Origin of the sequence: Neobacillus vireti (assembly GCF_001026695.1) — a bacterium.
Classification (GTDB): domain Bacteria; phylum Bacillota; class Bacilli; order Bacillales; family Cytobacillaceae; genus Neobacillus; species Neobacillus vireti.
The window spans coordinates 12,762-30,306 of sequence record NZ_LDNB01000015.1; the positions used below are offsets into that span (position 1 = coordinate 12,762).

Annotated in this window: 26 protein-coding genes; 8 read left to right on the forward strand and 18 right to left on the reverse strand. The window is 33.9% G+C overall.

Annotation, left to right across the window (positions count from 1 at the left end):
• Positions 1-140 precede the first annotated feature (140 nt).
• The 3 genes from clpX to AA980_RS19245 all read right to left on the reverse strand — a co-directional run bounded on the left by clpX (position 141) and on the right by AA980_RS19245 (position 4,245).
• Positions 141-1,397 carry an ATP-dependent protease ATP-binding subunit ClpX gene (gene clpX, locus AA980_RS19235; RefSeq protein ID WP_024029384.1) on the reverse strand — a complete coding sequence of 419 codons (1,257 nt, stop codon included), beginning with the start codon at positions 1,395-1,397 and terminating at the stop codon, positions 141-143.
• Positions 1,398-1,774: 377 nt separating this feature from the next.
• Positions 1,775-3,052, reverse strand: coding sequence for a trigger factor (gene tig, locus AA980_RS19240; RefSeq protein ID WP_024029383.1), 1,278 nt, complete (start codon positions 3,050-3,052; stop codon positions 1,775-1,777).
• Positions 3,053-3,219: 167 nt separating this feature from the next.
• The gene (locus AA980_RS19245; RefSeq protein WP_024029382.1) at positions 3,220-4,245 is read right to left on the reverse strand and encodes a tetratricopeptide repeat protein; all 1,026 of its coding nucleotides are present in this window, start codon (positions 4,243-4,245) and stop codon (positions 3,220-3,222) included.
• Positions 4,246-4,743: 498 nt separating this feature from the next.
• Here AA980_RS19245 and AA980_RS19250 point away from each other — a divergent pair, with 498 nt between their 5' ends.
• Both AA980_RS19250 and AA980_RS19255 read left to right on the forward strand, forming a co-directional pair.
• Positions 4,744-5,064: a hypothetical protein gene (locus AA980_RS19250; protein WP_024029381.1), complete on the forward strand. Its 321-nt coding sequence runs from the start codon at positions 4,744-4,746 to the stop codon at positions 5,062-5,064.
• A gap of 32 nt (positions 5,065-5,096) precedes the next feature.
• The gene (locus AA980_RS19255; protein WP_024029380.1) at positions 5,097-5,714 is read left to right on the forward strand and encodes a hypothetical protein; all 618 of its coding nucleotides are present in this window, start codon (positions 5,097-5,099) and stop codon (positions 5,712-5,714) included.
• Positions 5,715-5,912: 198 nt separating this feature from the next.
• Here AA980_RS19255 and AA980_RS19260 read toward each other — a convergent pair whose 3' ends face one another.
• Positions 5,913-6,248, reverse strand: coding sequence for a hypothetical protein (locus AA980_RS19260; protein WP_024029379.1), 336 nt, complete (start codon positions 6,246-6,248; stop codon positions 5,913-5,915).
• 112 nt (positions 6,249-6,360) lie between these two features.
• On the opposite strand from AA980_RS19260, the gene AA980_RS19265 reads away from it, so the two are divergent.
• Entirely contained in the window at positions 6,361-6,549 is a 189-nt protein-coding gene (locus tag AA980_RS19265) for a hypothetical protein (RefSeq protein WP_024029378.1), read from the forward strand.
• Positions 6,550-6,796: 247 nt separating this feature from the next.
• Here the strand turns inward: AA980_RS19265 and AA980_RS19270 are convergent, their stop codons facing one another.
• The 11 genes from AA980_RS19270 to AA980_RS28295 all read right to left on the reverse strand — a co-directional run bounded on the left by AA980_RS19270 (position 6,797) and on the right by AA980_RS28295 (position 12,989).
• Complete coding sequence (locus AA980_RS19270; RefSeq protein ID WP_024029377.1) at positions 6,797-7,228, reverse strand: hypothetical protein; 432 nt, start codon at positions 7,226-7,228, stop codon at positions 6,797-6,799.
• 124 nt (positions 7,229-7,352) lie between these two features.
• Entirely contained in the window at positions 7,353-7,655 is a 303-nt protein-coding gene (locus AA980_RS19275; protein WP_024029376.1) for a hypothetical protein, read from the reverse strand.
• 173 nt (positions 7,656-7,828) lie between these two features.
• Positions 7,829-8,167, reverse strand: coding sequence for a hypothetical protein (locus tag AA980_RS19280; protein ID WP_024029375.1), 339 nt, complete (start codon positions 8,165-8,167; stop codon positions 7,829-7,831).
• Between the two features lie 158 nt (positions 8,168-8,325).
• A complete protein-coding gene (locus AA980_RS19285; protein WP_024029374.1) occupies positions 8,326-9,039 on the reverse strand; it encodes an MraY family glycosyltransferase in 714 nt (237 codons plus the stop codon).
• A 138-nt stretch (positions 9,040-9,177) separates the two neighbouring features.
• On the reverse strand, positions 9,178-9,645 hold the full coding sequence (locus AA980_RS19290) for a hypothetical protein (RefSeq protein ID WP_024029373.1): 468 nt from the start codon (positions 9,643-9,645) through the stop codon (positions 9,178-9,180).
• Positions 9,646-10,033: 388 nt separating this feature from the next.
• Entirely contained in the window at positions 10,034-10,591 is a 558-nt protein-coding gene (locus AA980_RS19300; protein ID WP_024029371.1) for a recombinase family protein, read from the reverse strand.
• Between the two features lie 413 nt (positions 10,592-11,004).
• Positions 11,005-11,214, reverse strand: coding sequence for a hypothetical protein (locus AA980_RS19305; protein WP_024029370.1), 210 nt, complete (start codon positions 11,212-11,214; stop codon positions 11,005-11,007).
• Between the two features lie 108 nt (positions 11,215-11,322).
• Positions 11,323-11,568 carry a hypothetical protein gene (locus tag AA980_RS27425; protein ID WP_024029369.1) on the reverse strand — a complete coding sequence of 82 codons (246 nt, stop codon included), beginning with the start codon at positions 11,566-11,568 and terminating at the stop codon, positions 11,323-11,325.
• Positions 11,540-11,998 carry a hypothetical protein gene (locus tag AA980_RS19315; protein ID WP_024029368.1) on the reverse strand — a complete coding sequence of 153 codons (459 nt, stop codon included), beginning with the start codon at positions 11,996-11,998 and terminating at the stop codon, positions 11,540-11,542. The genes AA980_RS27425 and AA980_RS19315 overlap by 29 nt, the downstream gene beginning before the upstream one ends.
• A gap of 327 nt (positions 11,999-12,325) precedes the next feature.
• Positions 12,326-12,592 (reverse strand): hypothetical protein, encoded by a 267-nt coding sequence (locus AA980_RS19320; protein ID WP_024029367.1) that lies wholly within the window; start codon positions 12,590-12,592, stop codon positions 12,326-12,328.
• A gap of 271 nt (positions 12,593-12,863) precedes the next feature.
• Positions 12,864-12,989: a hypothetical protein gene (locus tag AA980_RS28295; protein WP_407937472.1), complete on the reverse strand. Its 126-nt coding sequence runs from the start codon at positions 12,987-12,989 to the stop codon at positions 12,864-12,866.
• Positions 12,990-13,076: 87 nt separating this feature from the next.
• On the opposite strand from AA980_RS28295, the gene AA980_RS19325 reads away from it, so the two are divergent.
• Together AA980_RS19325 and AA980_RS19330 are read left to right on the forward strand one after the other, a co-directional pair.
• Positions 13,077-13,262 carry a hypothetical protein gene (locus AA980_RS19325; RefSeq protein ID WP_024029366.1) on the forward strand — a complete coding sequence of 62 codons (186 nt, stop codon included), beginning with the start codon at positions 13,077-13,079 and terminating at the stop codon, positions 13,260-13,262.
• Between the two features lie 12 nt (positions 13,263-13,274).
• Positions 13,275-13,625 carry a hypothetical protein gene (locus AA980_RS19330; RefSeq protein ID WP_024029365.1) on the forward strand — a complete coding sequence of 117 codons (351 nt, stop codon included), beginning with the start codon at positions 13,275-13,277 and terminating at the stop codon, positions 13,623-13,625.
• 171 nt (positions 13,626-13,796) lie between these two features.
• Here the strand turns inward: AA980_RS19330 and AA980_RS19335 are convergent, their stop codons facing one another.
• Positions 13,797-13,994, reverse strand: coding sequence for a hypothetical protein (locus AA980_RS19335; RefSeq protein ID WP_024029364.1), 198 nt, complete (start codon positions 13,992-13,994; stop codon positions 13,797-13,799).
• Between the two features lie 510 nt (positions 13,995-14,504).
• On the opposite strand from AA980_RS19335, the gene AA980_RS19340 reads away from it, so the two are divergent.
• Positions 14,505-14,828, forward strand: coding sequence for a hypothetical protein (locus AA980_RS19340; protein ID WP_024029363.1), 324 nt, complete (start codon positions 14,505-14,507; stop codon positions 14,826-14,828).
• Here AA980_RS19340 and AA980_RS27320 read toward each other — a convergent pair.
• Complete coding sequence (locus AA980_RS27320; protein WP_156351197.1) at positions 14,804-14,968, reverse strand: hypothetical protein; 165 nt, start codon at positions 14,966-14,968, stop codon at positions 14,804-14,806. The genes AA980_RS19340 and AA980_RS27320 overlap by 25 nt on opposite strands.
• A gap of 214 nt (positions 14,969-15,182) precedes the next feature.
• On the opposite strand from AA980_RS27320, the gene AA980_RS25890 reads away from it, so the two are divergent.
• Positions 15,183-15,983 (forward strand): DUF3888 domain-containing protein, encoded by an 801-nt coding sequence (locus AA980_RS25890; RefSeq protein ID WP_024029362.1) that lies wholly within the window; start codon positions 15,183-15,185, stop codon positions 15,981-15,983.
• 80 nt (positions 15,984-16,063) lie between these two features.
• Positions 16,064-16,768, forward strand: coding sequence for a hypothetical protein (locus tag AA980_RS19350; RefSeq protein WP_024029361.1), 705 nt, complete (start codon positions 16,064-16,066; stop codon positions 16,766-16,768).
• A 186-nt stretch (positions 16,769-16,954) separates the two neighbouring features.
• On the opposite strand, the gene AA980_RS19355 is transcribed toward AA980_RS19350, so the two are convergent.
• Positions 16,955-17,287 (reverse strand): hypothetical protein, encoded by a 333-nt coding sequence (locus tag AA980_RS19355; RefSeq protein ID WP_235815167.1) that lies wholly within the window; start codon positions 17,285-17,287, stop codon positions 16,955-16,957.
• Positions 17,288-17,545: the final 258 nt, after the last annotated feature.

A 17,545-nucleotide genomic window follows, 5' to 3' on the forward strand; every position in this document is an offset into this window, starting at 1 on the left:
TTGTCCATTTAGACATTTTGTGGAAAAAGCAAAATGCATTTTCATGGATTTTCGTCTAATTCCCATAGGGTTTTGTTTATTTTTGACACGGAAAACACACAAACAAAAAGACCCAGCCATAAGACCAGGTCCCGTACAGTTTAAGCTGATTTTTCTTCAATAACAGTTCCGTCTTCCAAAACTAGCTTCGGAATACTGTTTTCGATAACGGTATCCTTTGTAATGATACACTTGGTAATATCATCACGTGATGGAAGATCAAACATGACATCAAGCATGATTCCTTCAATGATCGAACGTAGACCACGGGCACCCGTTTTACGTTCAATTGCTTTTTTAGCGATTTCAGTCAATGCGCCTTCTTCGAATTCCAGCTCAACTTCATCGATTTCCAGCATTTTTTGATATTGTTTAACAAGCGCATTTTTTGGCTTTGTTAAAATTTCAATTAATGCCGCTTCATCAAGCTGCTCGAGGCTGGCAATAACCGGAAGACGACCGATGAATTCCGGAATTAATCCAAAACGGAGTAAATCCTCAGGCAATACCTTTGAAAGAAGCTCTTTTTGGCCAATCTCCTCCTGCTTTGGACCTGAACCAAAACCAATTACTTTTTGGCCTAAGCGGCGCTTGATAATCGGTTCAATTCCGTCAAAAGCTCCACCGCAGATAAATAGAATATTTGTTGTATCGATTTGGATAAATTCTTGATGCGGATGCTTTCTGCCACCTTGAGGCGGAACACTTGCCACCGTGCCTTCAAGAATTTTTAATAACGCCTGCTGAACACCTTCACCGGATACATCTCTTGTAATCGATGGATTTTCAGATTTTCGGGCAATTTTATCAATTTCATCAATATAAATAATCCCTTTTTCTGCTTTTTCCACATCATAATCGGCCGCTTGAATCAATTTTAATAAAATGTTCTCTACGTCTTCACCGACATAGCCCGCTTCAGTAAGAGAAGTAGCATCGGCAATTGCGAATGGTACATTCAGAATACGTGCTAATGTTTGCGCTAATAATGTTTTACCGCTTCCTGTTGGTCCAATCATACAAATATTACTCTTTGAAAGCTCGACATCATCAATTTTGCTGTTAGAATTAATGCGCTTGTAATGGTTATAGACCGCAACCGACAGCGATTTTTTCGCCTGGTCCTGACCGATGACATATTCATTGAGAATTTCACAGATTTCTTTCGGCTTTGGAACATCTTTAAATTCTACTTCTTCTTCTGTCCCAAGTTCTTCCTCAACGATTTCTGTGCAAAGCTCGATACATTCATCACAGATATAAACTCCCGGCCCTGCAACTAATTTTCGAACTTGATCCTGTGTTTTGCCACAGAAAGAACACTTTAATTGTCCTTTTTCATCATTAAATTTAAACAAACCTTTCACCCCTTAAAACATGTTAAAACTATATTTAATGCCCGCGAATTACACAAACAAAACTTTTTTACTAAATATTCAATGGTATGTATTTTGCATTGTAACACATGAAGCCAATCGACTGGAAATAAAAAGCTTTCCGCCATTATGTTTTCTTCTTTTGTTTGTGTCATTCAATTAAAAAACCTATGTACTCATTAATCTTAACCATTATATATCAAAATAAATCTTAAAGCCGTTTGGAAATTATTTATTCGCCTTTGAGAGAACTTTTTCCTGCTTGTTAAAAAGCTTTCCCTCTACTTATTATAATATGTAATTTGAAAAATGTATAAAACAAGGCACGATTAAAATCGCGCCTTGCCATATTGATTTAGTTATTTCTTATTTTCAACAAGAAAGTCTACTGCTTTTTTAAGTTGAAGATCTGCTTTAATGCCTTCTAAACCGCCAAGGGCTTGTTTAATGCTGTCAACAGTCATGTTGTACATGCCAGCCATTTTCTCAAGCTCGGAGTCTACATCTTCGTTTGATACTTCAAGGTTTTCCGCTTTAGCAATCGCTTCTAAAGTTAAGTTGATTTTCACGCGATTTCCTGCTTCTTCCTTCATTTGGTCACGTAAGGCTTTTTCGTCTTGACCTGAGAATTGGAAGTAAAGCTCAAGGTTCATACCTTGCATTTGTAAGCGTTGTTCGAATTCTTGAAGCATACGGTTTACTTCTGTTTCAACCATTACTTCTGGAACTTCTACTTCAGCGTTTGCTGCAGCTGACTCAACGACTGTATCACGTAGGTGATGCTCAGCTTCATGCTTCTTGCTGTCTTCTAAACGAGTTTTGATTTTTTCTTTAAGTGCATCTAATGTTTCAACTTCATCGTCAACATCTTTTGCAAACTCGTCATCTAATTCAGGAAGTTCTTTACCTTTAATTTCATGAACAGTTACTTTGAAAACTGCTGGCTTACCAGCAAGTTCAGCTGCATGGTATTCTTCAGGGAATGTAACTTCCACGTCTTTAGATTCGCCGGCTGCTACACCTACTAGCTGCTCTTCAAATCCAGGGATGAAAGAACCTGACCCTAATTCAAGAGTGTGGTTCTCAGCTTTTCCACCTTCGAAGGCTTCGCCATTAACGAATCCTTCAAAATCAAGAACAACTGTATCACCATTTTCAGCAGTGCCTTCTTCTTTGATAACAAGCTCTGCTTGACGCTCTTGAAGAGTTTTTAATTCGTTAGCTACATCTTCTTCAGTAACAGTGGTATCGAAAGCTTCTACTTCAATACCTTTGTATTCGCCTAATTTCACTTCAGGCTTAACCTGAACAGTTGCTTTAAAGATAAGCTCTTTGCCTTTTTCCATTTGCTCGATGTCGATATCAGGACGGTCTACAGGCTCGATTCCTGTTTCATCAATTGCATTTCCATATGCTTCAGGAAGAAGAATATCTAATGCATCTTGATAAAGTGATTCTACACCAAAGCGCTTCTCAAACATTCCACGTGGCATTTTCCCCTTACGGAAGCCTGGAACACTTACTTGTTTAACTACTTTTTGGAATGCTGCGTCTAAGCCTTGGCCAACCTTTTCAGCACTTACTTCAACTGTAAGAACGCCGCGGTTTCCTTCTAATTTTTCCCATTTTGCTGTCATACCTTTTTCCCTCCAACAATCTATTCTCATATCATTCGTTACGAATTTGAGTCGAAAAATGTCTTGCTCATCAAGCCATTTTTCCATTTTTTAAATGTAAAATATATTTTTTACACAATGCAACCCCTACATTATATCATAGGTTTGTTTTCTTTCAACAGCAAAGCCTATATATTAGGATAAGAAATTTTCTCAATTTCCTCTATTTTTACAATCGCCTGCCCGATTTCTTTCGGGTGAACAGCGTATTCCCTCGCAATATCTCCTATTTTCGGATCTAAGCCTAGATATTCTTCGGCTAGTAATTGAATGGCTCCAGCCCATGCAGCGGGGCTATCCGGTTCAAGCGTGAAAGGATAACTCATAAAAAAAATCCGCTCTACCATTCCAATGGTATTTTCAAAAAGAACTGGATTATTACTTTCCAAGCCACTTTCTAGTAACACCTTTACTTCTTCCATCCTGGGCTGTCCCCTTACCTCAGGCAGATTTGCAGGAATTACGTTTTCCTCTAGCGAGAATTTCCTGACCACTAATTCTTTATCAATTTCCTGCTCTTTTAATAGAGTTAACAGAATCGTTTTGAGAAAGGGATGGCCATTGTCAGCTTTTAAATAATCGGCAATTTCCGCGACATAGGGGCGGATATTTTTCTCCGCCAAACCTGAAATAAGGAGCATTTGTTGGTTTAGATTGTTGTTTTCAAACAGATTTAGCTTATTGTGATTACTTTCTTCCGGATCATCTTCACTATCACCTTGAAGATGATTCTCTGCCATCCTCTTGCTAAATTGCAGGATAGTTATAAAATGATCAATTTTCTCCGGCGGAATCTCTTTTTCTTCTAATAAAGCCTCAATTGTTTCGACGATTTCCTGGTATTCATGCAGTTGAATGAGGATTGTCAAATATAAGTCCACCAATTGTAAATAGTCGCCAATACCTTTTAACAGCATTTCATTCGCAAGTTTTTTCGCCTTTTTAAAAGAACCTGCTTCAAAATAGGCAAGGACAAGTCCGACTAAAATGTCATCATTATCAGGATCCAGCACTTTTGCTTCTTCCAAAAGAGTGATCGCTTCGTTGAATTTTTTATTATGCAGACTCTCTAAACCTTTATCCGTTAATCTCTTTTCAATTCCTGGGAAGAAGATAACATTATCAATTCTTTTGGCTCGTTCCCGTTTTTTCATAAAAATCCGCCCTTTGGCTTGTCGTTGAAAAATAGTTTAGCATAAATGGAACATAAAAAAAACTCACTATAAAAGTGAGTTAAATGATTTTGGTATGTAGTATGGCGTCCCAGGAGAGATTCGAACTCCCGGACGTGTGTTTTTGGCGAATGCCGAAAAATCCTGTCATACCGCGCTTAAGTCCGCTCGATGAATCGGTCGTTTGCCGGTCAACTGACCGTTATTTAGTTTCTACTATATTATATACTTTTGATTCCCGTAGTAGTCAATTCTAAAGGTACGCACCTTCAGACAAACAATTTACACTAAATGACATTTTGTATTTTAAATGAAATCACTCCTTTAGACAACAGGAGTGATTTTTTTTGAGGAAAAATGAAATATATCTCCAAATCATAGTGGAGCGATAAATTTTCAATTTTTTCTATTTTTGGAAACCCAAACTATTTATTATGTTATTATTTAAATATACAGAAAAAGCAAAGGGGGAAGTTAATAATGTTTAAAAAATTAGTAATAATTGTTATTACATTATTAGTATTAATAGGTTTAAGTTTTGGATTATCGCTTTATATCCAATCGAAATTTTTTGATTATTCATTTTTTGTAGGTTTAGCTGTCTCCATAGTCATATGGTTTTTTACCTCTAAGGGAGGAATAACAACCAAAAATACGGATATGTTGGTCCAATCAACGACTGGTATCAAGATGGAACATCAAAAATTTGAATTTTCGCCAAATCTGGTTTTTATTACATCGCTGTTTTATACCATTGTTACCTTTGCTGGAATGCTTTATCAATACAGAGATTATTTATAAAAAAGTAAATAACAATTAAAGGAGAGGATAAAATGAGCAACTTATTTACTAAAACTGAAAAAGGACATACTGAAAGAGGACCTGCTCTTCTGATTTCGACAATTATATTGTTTTTAAGCAGCTTCTTTACGCCGTTTTTATTGCTTGGTCTGGTACAAGATACTCTTTATCACGACCGCCGCTCGCAATGGTTTTTCATATCACCTCCTTCAGCCTACGTTGCCTGTTTAATCGGTATGCTTTGGATTCCGATAGTGTTGACATTGCATTTAATCATTCAAAACAAATATGAGTTCAAGAAAATGAAATGGGTGACATTGTTGCTTATTTTATTAAGCGTCCCCGTTTTGATGGGAGGCATAACGAATTATTACTATTTCGATGAAAAAGGGGTCCATTACAATTCATTAAACACACTCAATGAAAAAACGAATGAATGGTCAAAACTTCAGGAAGTGAAAATAGTTTATTCAAAAAATGAATCGACAAATGCCATCCAATTAGATGAGTATCAATTTATAACAGAAGATAAAAAAGTAATAACCGTACCTATCAGAGCAGAATTTAAGGCGTATGAAAATCTAATATTAGCCAAACTGAAAGAAAATAATGTAAAAGTCACTGACAATTATGCGGAACAAAGCGAATAAACAATCGGACTAAACAGGATTTTCTTAAATAGAGAAATTACATAATCAGAATAAAAAGAGCTTGGGAATCCAAAGCTCTTTTCTTGTGAATTGATGCGTGATTTATAATGAGAAATGTGAGAATGTGTTTGTTATTTATACTGTGTTTTTTCATTTTGTACCTCAAAAGTAAACCCGTTACGATTTTGCCCCAAATAATTACTCCGAATATATTAACTCTTCATCCGTGATATCGTACGAATCTTTCATGATAAAATCATCTTCATCATAAGCCGTACGCGTTAGAAACCTCATACGATTCTTTCGGACGAAGGACTTTAAATAGTCAATATAATTATCTATTTGCTTATAACATAGTCTGGTTTCATCATCATTTAAATGTAATCGGTTTATTTCATTTGGATGAGTATAAACATCCAACAATCTCCAATTTGTATCAAATACAGCAGATATTGTTATCATTCCGCTCGGAATGAATATGGGCAAACCTATTGTCCCTGTTTCAGTACCAACAACCATAAGCCTTAACTTCATTTTTCATCCTCCTTTTGTAATAAAATGCCCCACCGGCAATTTGTTCACTCGGGAATAATTTTATTTACGGTAGGAAAAATGTTGAAAAACGAACAACAAAGAAGGCGAAATTATGATTGATTTTGAACGAAAAGAAAAAGTAGCATCAATTAAAGCAAAGGTGCTGGGAATCCTGAGCATGGTAATCGGCGATGATCTGTACAATAAAGAAATGATGGTGCCCGACTTAACGAATCTTGTTGCACTGCTCGATGAAATGGCTGTTATGGTGAAACGGATTGAGCCAGAATATTTAAAGTAAAAAGCGCCTAACGGCTAACGGGTTCTGTTTTGAAGTACAAAACGAAAAATAGATGGGCAAATAACAAGTTAAATCTCACACAAAAAACACCGAAACTAGTACAGTGTTTTTTGTGTATTTATTATTTATTCTTGTTTAAATAAAGCCCCCTATAGTTTAAGTACACTCTTTCACAAACTTAGATTTATTACAGGAATGCTGCCCCGATAGCTTTAGAAGGGTTCAGGAATAACCCTTTTTACGCATCCTAGTTTTTAATTTCTTTTACTAAACTTCCGTTATTAGATTCGTACAGCTCTAAGGAGTACCCAATTTCAGTTTTGGGGTAATACTCAACTCGGCAATCATATTGCCCATCTTTAACTTCACCTTTAAAACGGTTAAAGTTAATATATTTGTCCTCAAATAAGACTGCTATACCTGAGTTTTTAGCTGTATTGTATTCTTCAACTTCGCATCTTCCTTTATAAACCATTGTGCGTTGTTTTAAAACACTTGTTATATCCTGAAGAAGATAGGTGAAAGAACCAATGAAAAACAAGAAAATGCAGGCAGCTACTATAGAATCAAAGGATTTATGAAATTTTATTCCCCTTTTACGGATGTGCCTAAAATAATAAATTGGTGTCCATACAATAAAAAAGATACACAGGATAAATAAAGTGCCATATTCCTCCACCAACCACACCTCCAGTTAAAGAGTTTTTTAAACTAACCTGCCCCATTAGTTCAACAAGAAAAATTACCGCGGCAGCGATCATCATCGGTTACGCACCCGTTAGTGAAACAAGAAGGCTTGTTCTTTATAAAACATCTTCCGATTGGTATATGGTTTTACCTAAAATGTTCAAAAGAGTAGAAAGTCTTTGTAAATCCAGTACATTTAGTTCATATTCACCTGAGAGTAACTTTTGTAAATGATTCCAATCATCATAAAAAGAACCTACTCCGAGTTCAAGAGAATCACTGTTAAAATCCTCTATATCATCCCAGTCAACCAGCCAATAGTTGTCGGTTTCAGTATTAATTTCATTAATACCTTTTTCATTCAACTTATCCAAAAGCATCAATAGCAGACGTTCAATTTCCTTTGTTTTTATTTTCAATAAAATCCCTTCCTCCCATCAAATTTTATCTCAATAAGATAAAGACCGCCGTTATTGACAGTTTAATGTAAGTAGCTCAGTCCTTGTATCTTTATATAATTAATAATTCTCTGTTTGTTTTTTATTCCCCTTCTTAAGCAAACCTGCCCCGTTAGCTTAAGAAAGGTGCAGAATTAATACACACTAAATATATCATCAAATATTTCACCTGTTCCATAATCAAAAACCATTCTATATTCGCCTATCACTGAATCATCGTACTCATAATTGAGTTTTATAACTACGTGATTAAAGTCCTCATCTGGATAGTTTGTAATTGTAAAAGAAACTGTATTAATATAAATGGAAAGTTTCTCAGGTTTAAAGCCTTCCTTAAATTTTTCTTCATATTCTTCAGGGCACTCTTTCTTCCAACTATTAAAATTCTCCCAAAACCCTTCAATAGTCTCTCGCTCTAACTCCTTCTTTAATATCCATTTTTTAAAGTCCCTTAGATTTATAAAATTGGACATTTAAATCCTCCTATAATGGCATAATCTATTGATTTCTTTATTGAATGGTTAAATTCCTTCTTGCACTAACCTGCCACTTTAGTGAAACAAGCAAAAAAAGCTGCCGAAGCAGCTTCCGTTGTTCAACTCTTGCCCTCGTTGAAGAAGAACTTTAGTTTCTAAATAAAGCGATATTTACGTGAAAATTGCGTGATAACCAAAATAATCGTCAACCCAACAACGAGATACCATAATATATTAGAAGGAATTATAAACATTAATACACCAAATAAAATAGCTATTAAAGAGGTAACTGTAATTGATTGTACACTCGTAATTTTATCTTGAATTAAATAATATAAAGTGAATGGTAGTACTAAAGTAAATATCGGAATATAAATTGTTACAATAGATATTTTAAGAAGGGATATTGAAAGCACCGCTATTATGAAACCTATTGACGTAGTAAGCGTTCTTCCTACAAATATTTTACCTGAAAAATAGCCGTATAGCAGAATAAACATAATCGTTAAACTGGCACAAATTCCCGTTATTAAAACAAATGAATCGCCAGTGAAGAAAGCAAATATTGAGAAACAAACTAAAGAAACGCATGGCAACAGCAATATTGAAGGATTTTGCACTGTTTCCATATTCATCACATTTGTAAAACCTACAAGCAATACTAAAGTAAGTGGAATCGTCAAATATCCTAATTCGATGTAATTACCTAGATTAATATGACTAACCTCGAGTTTGCCGCCCATTATTATTACAAGTGACGCACAAATTTGACCTAGCAACCCCCAAATGCTTGATAATTTAAAAGCTTGAGTAAGCTTAGTTGTAATTACAATTGAAACGATACCAATAAATAAGGCTAAATATAACAAACTTTTCCCTCCCCAATAATTCTTTAGAAATACTCAAAGTTAAATATTCTCATTTTAAATTATACAGTATTTGTTAAAAATAACACAAATACCATGGTAATGCTTATTGAACTATCCTGCCACGTTAGTTCAACAAAGCTACTTCCTTTTATTATGCAATTCAAATGATTCTTCAAATTGGTCCCATTTCACATTCACGTGTATAACTTCATCTTCTTTAACATTTGCCCCACCTTCGGAACCCCCTCCGGAAGTAAATACTCGTTCTTTAGGAGGTTCAGTAAATTCCGCATTTGAATCCCCACTACTGAAATTTGTTTTGTAGGAATAGTGTAGTTCTTGCATGGAAGATAACTCTTCTAAAGAACCTTTGTATTTTAATACAAATTCATAACTGTCTTTGTTATTGTAAGTCGTTGTTCCGTTTTCATCTCCCCATGTTTCCGTACCTTTGTAAATATATTCAGCTTTCCAATGTTCACTTTCTCCGATAAATTTATAATTATTGTTAGTAATCTTATTTTTTTCAACTTCATTTTTTGTAGTTTCTGTACATGCTGTTAAAGCCAGTATTGTAATTAATAAAAGCGCGAGTATTTTTTTCATTTTATTTCCCCCTAAAATTAACTTTACAATAATTTGGTAAATTATAGAGTAATGCACAACCGTTTAAATAAGCCATATATCATTGAAATGATTGAAACACCGAAAGAGATCCATCAAAATAAAATAATCCATTTAAAAGTTCCCAACGACCATCCTTCCTTATATTATCTACATTCCAATTTTAACACATATTACCATTACCCTTTATTAACTTTTCTTAATATTTTGGATTGGGTAATTTTTCAAAGCGAGAAATTTGAATGATAAAATTTGGTTAAAATTATTTAGTAGGAAAGGGAAATACTTATGAAATTTCCTGCAAAAAATATATTTTTTTGCATTTCATTATAATTTAGTGCTTTTTCTAATCTAAAAAATCGCCCTAGTCTTAGGACGATTTTTTTAAATACTCATAAAAGGTAGTTCTACTAATTCCAACTTTTTCAGTTATTTCTTTAACGGAATAGCGCTTTGATTCATGAAGCGCTAACGCCATTTCGAGTTTTTCGGTATCAACTTTTGGTCGACCGAGCTTAATGCCATTTTTCTTTTTGGCAGCTAATTGCTCTTTTGTTCGTTCAGAAATAATGTCACGTTCAAACTCAGCAAATGCCCCCATCATCCGGAAGAAGAGTTTTCCCTGGGCGGTCGTTGTATCGATTCTTTCACGAAGTGAAATGAATTCTATCCCTCGTTCTTCAAGATGACCGGCAAGTTCCTCCAGATGCTTTAAGCTGCGGCTGATGCGGTCAAGCTTAAACACTACGATTCCATCGCCCTCGCGGGCATAATCAAGCAAACGTTTTAATTCCGGTCTGTCTTTTTTCATTCCCGAAACATGCTCTTTATAAATATTTTTTTCTTCAACATCGGCAGCCTTAAGTGCTTCCATTTGCATCAACATGTCCTGATCATCAGTCGACACGCGAGCGTAACCCAGCTTCATTATTTCCCTCCAATTCTTGTAAGAAAAAGGGTCAAACGGAAATTTTCCCGACATTTTATTTTCCGGACCCTTTTACTTACAAATTTTACCTCTATTTTATCAAAAAAATGACCCGTTTTGGATTTCTGGAAATATAACGATTAAACGGTCGTTTTTCGTACATCGCAATTATTATTCGAATTATTATTTTTTTGCCCTATTAGTAAAATAATCCAAATTATTTCAAATAATCTTTAACAAAATGATCAGTTCGTTAAACAAGAAAACGCCGCCTAAATGGCAGCGCGATTTTCAACTAAAGCCCCCGTTAGCTTAAGTACATTTGTTCATAAACTTATCATAGGAATGCTGCCACGTTTGTTTAATGCTTAAAAAAATGCATTGACTTCACCGGAACGGCACATCCCTCAATTTCATTTATTTTTATGATTCGAATTCAGTATTTCTGCCTCTATTTCTTCGTCTGGCACAAATTCATTTTCATTGTTTCGGTTCTTACTATTAGGAATTAACAATAAAATACCCAAGATTAAAACAATTAAAATTAGCCAAGCAACTTGCAAGACAATTGAGGCTGTAAGCAATGATAAACTAATTATTAAAAGTCCAAATAACCTGTTCATAACATCCCCCCTTTCAATTCCTCGTAAAAAAATGCGTTATTGATATATATGAGAGATAATAATTAATTAATTCGGAACAAAGGGGGAAATTTCCTGCTATTAACCCAATTAAGAATTGACTGTTTTATTCATAATCACCCATAGTGACACAGAGAGAACTCCTCTCAAGATCCTTCCCCCTTTAGCACAAGAAGCGATGCCGCTGTTCAGCAATCGCCCCCGTTTGTTGAATAACGGGTTCTCTTTTGAGATGCAAAATATAACACTTAAAATGGCAAAAGAAAAAGCATGGCAATTCATAAAGATTTCACCCTGCTTTCCTTTATTACTCACCAATGTTAATATTCCCAACATATTGAGCATCCCCTCTATCAGTATGAAGATTTACCTCAATTACATACTCACCCTTATCTTTTGGCAAATAGAAGGAAATGTCGTTTACCTCCAAATCAAATTTTTTATCATTTTGCCAAACCGAAACACTTAACCCTTTAGGAGCAAAATCTGTATGTTCAAAAAGTAAATCAACTTTTTCCCCTGCAATAAAGTTCATTTGTTGTTGGTGTTTTGCCAATGAAAAAATGTCTTTTATTTTTAGTTCCTTTTTAATTTTATTGCCTTCTCCACGCCAAACAATATTTGCTTGTGCTAATTCTTCTGACTCAATATTACTATTGCTTGAAAGTTTAACAGAGGGTGGGTTAAAATCATAACTCTCCCCAAAACATCCTGTTAAAGAAAAGACGAAAAACAATCCAATAAGCAGTTTCCAAAATTTGTTCATATAAGTTTCACCTCCATATATTTGCCATTTACGTAGATTTCGACTGGTAGATCATTATAGTATCTTGAGCTGATTTTTCCAAAATACATTTTGGGCGTTTTTTTGTATTGTATATCAAAATTTTATAAGACCTGAAAGAATTCAGGTCTTTTTTTGTAGAATAATTTTTATCTCATATAGATTATATCTTTTAAAGAAAAAACTTTTCCCTTAAACCTAATCGTTGAGCAGGAGTTCCCACTTCAAAGATGTTTAGAAGAAGTGCATAAAAAAATGTAACTGAACAGTAATAGTTACATAAGTGTTCGGATTTTGTGATGGAAAAAGTTATTTTATTCGATTTCTGTAAACTTCTGATAATTCGCAAGTTAAAATATTTTGTTCGACATCCGACAATGAATTCCAAGCTACTTTTAATGGTTCCTCTCCAAACTTATTTAGTTCTTCTTCGCTGTATTTACGAAAGATAAAGTCGTAAAGGGACTTTAAATCATTGATTATAGAGTTTCTTTTTGACCACTCTAAGATATAGTTATATTCATTATTGTTTTCAATCTTTATTTGATTTTTTTCTTTGGGTGGGAACAATCTCATCCAATTTCCACTCCTTTCCTCTATTTTTCTTTTCAGAATTTCATTTTCAAACCATTTCTTAATAAAATATTTTTCATAGATCTACCCCCATACTTTTTAATAGAATTCTCTCTACTTTTCACAACTTTTTTTTATTATTACGGAAATTTTTGGCTTGATTTATTCCAATTTCCTTTTTGTTAGGGTGTTAGGCGTTCCTCGACGGAGTTCTTCGCTAGTTTACCCGGCATAAAGCTTCGCCAAAAAAATTTAATGTTTTTTACCATTAAATTCAAAAATGAACTAATATTGAATTGTAAGTAAAGATAAAAAGGTTGGATACAAAAGATAAAATAGAAAAAATGGTAAGAACTTCTCGTAAACAAGGGAAATCAGATGAATGTGCTAATTGTAGCAATAAGTCTTTACTTAGTATGGCTTATAGGAAATAAGGGTTGGTTTGGAAATAAGTAAACATATTTAGATACAAGGAAGGATTTGGGAAATGGAAGAATTACAGATATTTAAAGACAAATTAGAAGAAATAAAATTAGGCATTACAGCACAAACTTATATTTCTACAAATGATGGTAATTATTTAATTTCACTAGCTGAAGAACTGATTCGAACAGTTGAGGAGCAACAAGAAGAAATCGAACAATTAAAAAGAAGATGTGGAAAGAAGAACTAGAGGTGATTAAAAATGACAAAATTAGAAGAATTACGAAATAAGTGGAAACAAGAAGAGAAAGACTTTCATCATAGAATCGAGAGTAAAATGGAAGAAATACGAAAACTCGCAAATGAAGCATGTGATAGAAATGATGAAGCATTAAAAAAGATGAAGGACGTTTCTGAAAGGGATATGAAGTACAGAGAAATAACTACAGAAGAAGTATTATCAGCAGCTTTTACATTGTTAATAAAATTAGATGTTGTGACAGTGGATGAAGTACGTACAGCAACGAAAAATGGATATAGCGATATATGGAATTTGCTTAATGAAAAGTATAAAAAATTAATTGATCAAGGTGTTATTACTGATAGTAAGTAGTTCACAATACGAAGATTTTGTAAAACAAAAAAGGCATTGGAAAACGATATCCAATGCCTTTTAAAAACATAAATTTGCAACTGAATTTTCAAAGCAATTCGCATATCTTTTGACAATAATTTAGCAATAGAAAAAGCATAGAGATGTAAAATCCTCTGCTTTTAAATTTATCTATCTTCTTAATAAACTTGGCAAAACCCAGAACATAAAAGCAAAAAACGTTAAAAGAGTAGCTGAAGTTGCATACCCTTTCCAAAATTGCTCATATTTTTCGCTACCTTTAACAGACCATTTACTCTTAAGTAAAAAACCCATTGCAATAGTTACAAGAAATGGAATTAAATACATTAAATTTTGCGTCAGATTCATATACACACCTCTATATTTCATTGGTCCTCTATCTACTCTTTCTTTAAAATTAGAAGAAAACCTTTATATTTACAATCGAATTACTGCATATAGATGATGTCATTTATATTGAATTTCTTTTTTGCAATTCCTATCCGTTGGGCAGCGGTTTCTATAACACGGTTTGATTTACAAGCAAAACAGAAGTTGTAATAAGTTCGAAGGATGGTCAGTGCCATTTGGGCATACTAAAGTCAATAAATCGATTAGCTTCATCAATACAATAATCGAAGAGATAATCAGGCAAAGTTTCATAAGTTGCGCCTTCTTTTTCCGTTAAATAAAAGGTATAGCTTTCTTCGTTTTGTTTTATCCTAAAGATTACCTTTATTTTTTCGCTGTTTTCGTAAAGTTTGTTGCTAGAAGGATTGTTTGATTATCGCTTAAAAGATATAGTTGAGAGTAATTTTCTAACTATCTCAGAGGTGAATAATCATTAATCTTCCAGAAATTAACAGATTGTATAAAAGTTTGATAAATCAATTGCAATATGAAGCTCAATCAAAGCATTATTTCCGAGATTTTGAGATTTTGTATTATGACCAAGAAATAATTTTTGGTATTCTTGGAAAACAAGATTATTGGTTTTCAAAGGATATAGATGTGATTAATGCAGACGGTGACACTTATGGTCGAATATCGTGGAGATACAAAAAGAAACCTTATCCGTTCCAAAAAGGATGGAAAAACATCCATAACTTAAAAAATGAGTTCAACATTTCCAATGCTAAACCAACAAACGATTTAATGGAAATTTTATTTGAATTAAATCAGTTTATTAAAAAAGAATTATAGATTGGATGTCGTCGTATTTGTTTAGATACGGCGACTTTTTTATGCTCCTTGGCATCAGCGGTTTCGCCAAACCGGTCAGTAGCCAACGCGGATGGATTTTTATTATTTTTTAGCCATTCCAAAGCTTCAAATGTATTCATCGAATTTACTCCTTTGATTACTAGATTTAATTTTTATGATAATTTTAATGTCCATTAAAATAAGTGACGAAATAAGCAAATTAGTATCTTCTTATATTTTCTTTATATACATAAAGTCCCCAAAGTGGCAAATTTTTATCAAAAAATTCTAAATTAGAGATGATACATAAAGGGAATAATAATACTTAGCAACAATTGGAGGTGATGATGCAACTTGAAAACACTTGCCATATTAGCTCTGTTGTTTGTTGAATTATTTTCCCTAGAATATTCAGTAAAGGCTGCCGTTCAATTAAAAACAGAAGATGTTTTATTCATTGAAGTACAGCGTTTATCTGGAGGATCACGCATATTTAGAGAAAATGATGGATATGAAGAGCCCGTAGTTAGAAAAGTTGGTAATTGGATTAACGAAGCGATACCTGTAGAAGATACTGCCAATAACAAAATCAAAAGTCCAGTCGTTTTGAAATTAAATATGAAAAATGGAGAGGTCGTAGTAATAAGACCGGCATATAATTGTTCCAAAAAAAACCAAACAAATATCTGCACATTAGCAAATGAAGAAGTAATCTACACCCAAAATAACAAAAGCACCCGATTGAAATCAGTAGCCCTATTCGACTGGATCCTGGCTGGATGGAAATATGAAAATGTAGAACCTCCCAAGGATTCGGAACCATTAATAATCAATGATATCCTAATGGTTTTGTTAAATGATGAAATAGAAAAAGCGGTTAGCGATTATTACTCAAAATATTTAACTGAATCACCGACAGTTTATTCGTACATGGTTGATATTGTTGATGTAAAAAGAGTTGGTGTATTTCGCACCTTTCGCTTTTTAATCATATTGGAAACTACACCGGTCGTAGGACCTCACATATCCGTTGGAAAAGACAGGTTAATATTTGAAATAGCCCCTCCGGTTCCTGGTAAAGTCAAACTAAAGAAATATGAACATCTTGAAACACATGAACTTCCTCCAAATTGGCAACACATCATTAAACAATAAAATGAAGGCTAAGCGCAGGTTGCAGAGCTTTATTTATTTTTTCAATTAAAGGGAATAATAAGTAAGGAGGTGGAAGTTCTTTGATCAAAAGTATGTCCATTTTAATCTTTTATCTTATGATGTTTTTTGCAATGTCTTTTGAAAATGCCTACGCTGCTGAGCGCGTGGTTGTAAATAGCCTTCATACCGATAGGTGGTATAATAATGTTTATTTGATGGCGGATAAAATTGATTGGATGACTTTTCGTAATTTTACGGTCCAGGTAGGTGACAAAGGAGAGGATCTTTATCACTTTCCTAAATGGGAAAGTGGAAAATATGATACTTATCTATTCCGGGATGATTTGGATGGCAATAAATTAACAGATGTCATAATTGTATTAGATAATTTCCAAGATCCAATTCACATCTTAAACCAAGTATTGGAACCTTATTCAGTTTATAAGGAAGTTCCTGTAGAACCGGTTAATGACGCTGTTAAAAGACTTGTGAGGATGAAAAAAGAAGGTAACATTGTAACCATTAAGACAAAGCAAAAAACTTATAAAGTAAACGTCAAACCTTTTCATTATACAACCGCCAAACCATCTTCAACGAAAGTATATATTGATCTTGATGAAACCGATTATACTGTTTTGAATCATAAACTTATTGCAGAGGCTCCTGTTTTAATCACTATTGGAGGAGGTATTGGCTATTTGAAATTTACTTACGGCTGGAATGGAAGTCGTTATGAAGTAAAATCAGTTAGTTTTAAGCAAGACATTCCAAAACAATATGATTAAAGAGATTGGATTTCCAATCTCTTTTTTATACCTAATTTCCGGTAAATAAAAATGTTTCTTTTAACGGTCTGCCTGGGTTTTCTTTTTGGGTCCAAACAATTTCAACTTCTAATTCTGTTGCCTTTTCTGCTAAAAGGAAATTTTGAAATACATATGGCGTCTTTTCATTTAATTGTTTTGCTAAAGCTATTGCTTGCTCATGGCTATTTTGTTTGCTTGCCCATCGGGACATCCAAAAAGAGAATATTTTGTTTTCGAATCAGGCTCATTTCGATACATATTAATTTTGACTGAAGCTATTTCATCTCCAAGGTTATCAACCTTTAATGAATATGTGTGAAATTTGCCTTTTTCGGATATAACGGAATTTTCAGATTCCATTGCTTTTCCAACCTGTACTGACCACTGGTCACTTGTTTGTTTAGTTGGTAAGTGATCAAATGTTAACGCATGCGCATGAAGCGATGGTCCAACATACAAAAAGAATAGAAAGGAAAAAGCAATTAACCATTTTTTCATTTGTCCACCTCCTTCTCCAATAGTTTCTCCTCAAGGAGGGAAAAATACTAATGGGTGATAATTAATGAAAATAAAAATATCAATTCTTGGGGATATCGGATAAAAGATTTAAAATTGAAGAGCCAGCCAGTTAAACATCGGGGAATCCGGCTTTAGGGATTCACAACAAAAAAGCCCTACTCCTAGTTGAGAGGGACATTTTGAAATATCCTTAGGCGCTTTTTTGCCTAAGACAATTGCGTTGAAGCAGCTAATGTT

Bases quoted from the DNA above. Each gene is read 5' to 3' on its own strand.
- AA980_RS19335 (WP_024029364.1), bottom strand. From the start codon at position 13,994: ATGAATCTGACGCAAAATTTAATGTATTTAATTCCATTTCTTGTAACT.
- AA980_RS19320 (WP_024029367.1), bottom strand. From the start codon at position 12,592: ATGAGATTGTTCCCACCCAAAGAAAAAAATCAAATAAAGATTGAAAAC.
- AA980_RS19250 (WP_024029381.1), top strand. From the start codon at position 4,744: ATGTTTAAAAAATTAGTAATAATTGTTATTACATTATTAGTATTAATA.
- AA980_RS19260 (WP_024029379.1), bottom strand. From the start codon at position 6,248: ATGAAGTTAAGGCTTATGGTTGTTGGTACTGAAACAGGGACAATAGGT.
- AA980_RS19265 (WP_024029378.1), top strand. From the start codon at position 6,361: ATGATTGATTTTGAACGAAAAGAAAAAGTAGCATCAATTAAAGCAAAG.
- tig (WP_024029383.1), bottom strand. From the start codon at position 3,052: ATGACAGCAAAATGGGAAAAATTAGAAGGAAACCGCGGCGTTCTTACA.
- AA980_RS19280 (WP_024029375.1), bottom strand. From the start codon at position 8,167: ATGTCCAATTTTATAAATCTAAGGGACTTTAAAAAATGGATATTAAAG.
- AA980_RS19325 (WP_024029366.1), top strand. From the start codon at position 13,077: ATGGAAGAATTACAGATATTTAAAGACAAATTAGAAGAAATAAAATTA.
- AA980_RS19315 (WP_024029368.1), bottom strand. From the start codon at position 11,998: ATGAACAAATTTTGGAAACTGCTTATTGGATTGTTTTTCGTCTTTTCT.
- AA980_RS19290 (WP_024029373.1), bottom strand. From the start codon at position 9,645: ATGAAAAAAATACTCGCGCTTTTATTAATTACAATACTGGCTTTAACA.
- AA980_RS27320 (WP_156351197.1), bottom strand. From the start codon at position 14,968: ATGAATACATTTGAAGCTTTGGAATGGCTAAAAAATAATAAAAATCCA.
- AA980_RS19300 (WP_024029371.1), bottom strand. From the start codon at position 10,591: ATGAAGCTGGGTTACGCTCGCGTGTCGACTGATGATCAGGACATGTTG.
- AA980_RS19245 (WP_024029382.1), bottom strand. From the start codon at position 4,245: ATGAAAAAACGGGAACGAGCCAAAAGAATTGATAATGTTATCTTCTTC.
- AA980_RS19305 (WP_024029370.1), bottom strand. From the start codon at position 11,214: ATGAACAGGTTATTTGGACTTTTAATAATTAGTTTATCATTGCTTACA.
- AA980_RS19355 (WP_235815167.1), bottom strand. From the start codon at position 17,287: ATGAAAAAATGGTTAATTGCTTTTTCCTTTCTATTCTTTTTGTATGTT.
- AA980_RS19330 (WP_024029365.1), top strand. From the start codon at position 13,275: ATGACAAAATTAGAAGAATTACGAAATAAGTGGAAACAAGAAGAGAAA.
- AA980_RS19255 (WP_024029380.1), top strand. From the start codon at position 5,097: ATGAGCAACTTATTTACTAAAACTGAAAAAGGACATACTGAAAGAGGA.
- AA980_RS27425 (WP_024029369.1), bottom strand. From the start codon at position 11,568: ATGTTGGGAATATTAACATTGGTGAGTAATAAAGGAAAGCAGGGTGAA.